The sequence below is a fragment of the Tahibacter aquaticus genome (assembly GCF_004363655.1).
Lineage (GTDB): Bacteria > Pseudomonadota > Gammaproteobacteria > Xanthomonadales > Rhodanobacteraceae > Tahibacter > Tahibacter aquaticus.
Genome location: NZ_SNZH01000057.1, coordinates 1 through 2,337 on the forward strand (window position 1 = coordinate 1; position 2,337 = coordinate 2,337).

2 protein-coding genes are annotated in these 2,337 nt (G+C 61.2%); both read right to left on the bottom strand.

All coding sequences use genetic code 11. The features are described 5' to 3' along the window. A partial coding sequence (locus DFR29_RS28735; protein WP_133822072.1) for a TolB family protein occupies positions 1 to 1,697 on the bottom strand: 1,697 nt, incomplete at its 3' end. Between the two features lie 275 nt (positions 1,698 to 1,972). Continuing rightward, positions 1,973 to 2,337: hypothetical protein (locus DFR29_RS29565; RefSeq protein WP_166654428.1), on the bottom strand; the 365-nt coding region annotated here is incomplete at its 5' end.

The window sequence follows — 2,337 nt, forward strand, 5'->3', positions numbered from 1 at the left end:
GACATATGCGGTCCGCTGCTCGATGCGTCGGCGGCTGTGCCGGAGGTATCGGTGCTAACGAGCGAGGTCTGCCCACTCGTGCGGTCGTAGCGGAATATCTCCCGCTGCAGGCGAAAGGGAACCGGACCTAACTCGCGATTTGCGGAGAAAACGACGTAACGCGAATCCGGCGTGATGGATGGATTGGCACACTCGGAAAGCGACGACCCGCCATCGGCCCAATAGACCTGCGCGGTGGTGCCGGCTGTCCTGTCGCGCAGGAATAGGTGGCATGCATAGGGAAAGCCGCTGACCAGGTTTTTCGCGTTGGAGCTGAATACGACGAAGCGTCCGTCTGCGCTGATACCTGGACCCAGATCGTAACTCGATGGATTGACGGCGCTGTCGCCGCTATGGCCATCGGCAAATTCGCTGCCGGCCGCGTAGGCCCGGCTCAATACGACAGGTGCGCCGTCATCGCGATAGCGGTAGACCTGTTGTCCGGCGGATGAGACCAGGCCAGAGGTATGGAAAAACAGCGCATCGGGTTCGTCGCCGAGGCTCAGGCCTCCGACATCCCGGTCGCTGATGTAACCAACCATGACGCGCAACGTTCCAGCCGTCATGTCACGCAGCATGAGTTTGTAGGCATCCATGTGCACCGTAGAAAAGAAGGCAATGCGCTGACCGTCGGCGCTGATGCCAGGACAGACGTTGACCCCGTCGGGCGCAACGCCGGCGACCGTCGTGCTGATCAGTTCGCGGGTATTGCTCAGCCGGTCGTAGCGATACACGTCGTATGCCGAATCGGTATCCGATGGATCGGCATCGCTACCGGTGACGAAAACCACGTAGCGACCATCGTCGCTGATGCGTCGATTGCTGCAGCTGGATTTGTACGGATCTGGCAAGTTCTGTAGCCACAGAACCACACCATCGGCGGTTACGTTGACCGGTGTGCTGGTGGCGCTGTCCATATCTCGCACGACAAGACGCCCGGTCCCGCTCTCATAGAGGACGTAGCGACCGTCCGGCGTGATATCCACTGCTACGCCGGAATCGCTGGCAGCAGGCACGATCTGCAATCGTGCGGTGAGCGCGTCGTACCGATAGACCGATGGCGTCTGGACATTGGGGAGCAGACCAGCATTGCTGGTAAAAACGGCATAGCGTCCGTCGGCGGAAAGTCCGCCGGCCACGCTGCTGTCGCTGCCGGCGACTCCATCGGCATCGGCGCTGATCAGCAGGGTCGTGCGCGTCAGGCGGTCGAACCGATAGACCTGGTACACGTTGCCCGCGTCGGACCGGTGGTTGTAGAGCACATAGCGGGCATCGTTGGAGAGGCTAGCATCGCCGTAGTAGTAGGGGGCAGCTGCGCTGCTCACGTCCGTGGCGATGCGCTCCACTTCTCCAGTTTGCGTGTCGAGCAAGAACAGATCTGCTCTATCGTTGTTGTCGTTCAGCACCAGGTTGCTGGCGTCGGATGCAAACAGCACGAAGCGGCTGTCGTCGGACAGGTCCAGCGGGCCAATGCTCGCCAAGTCGCCGTTGGTGTTGGCGGGAAATGCGGCCTGGCTGACAAGCTCGATGGATTGCGCCGCCGTAGCGGCACCTGGCAGCGCCAATAGCATCAACACAAACCTCGCTGCATGAGCGCAGCGCTGATGGACACACCTGAAAACTGACATAGACGCCTCGTTGAAGTCCGGGAAAGACACCGCTGCGGGCGACGGTGCTGCTCGATTTCCCGAATTCCGGCGCCCTCGCTGCTCAACCGTGTCGGTGCACCTGCATGTAAAAAGTGCACGGGCCAAGTGCCGCGTACGCAGGTCCTGTCCGCAGGCGACAAGGAAATTCCGTTCGTCGGTTAGGGCGGCTTGCCGACGTAGGCGATCAACGGCGCAGGGCTTGTCGCCGAATATCCGGTGCCGATCATCGTCGGCAGCGGGCGCGTTTTTTCGAGGCACGCTGGTGTGCTGTCTCGCAACTACCGTCAAATAGTTTCGACGCCTTTCACCCCTGATACGTCGTTGCGACTCGTCGCCCTAGCGATGCTGCGTTTCCTCATCGAGCCTGGTCTCGCGACGGCATCCATCCGGAACTGTTTCAGCGCATTTGCGAGGTGGGGCATTCGTTCTGCCAACCGTCGGCAAAAAATGCCGTCCGCATGGCCGCTGGCGACGAATACGTCGAAGAACCTGCCGTTGCTGTCTTCGGCCAGGCTGCCGCGGCTGGAATAGAAACCGATGCTCTGGCCGTCGGTGGACAATTGTGGCTTTGTGGTTTCGCCGTCGTCGGATTGCAGGAGCGGCGTGACGGCGCGGTAGCCCGGTGCGCGTTCCTGCAGGTTCGGCAGCA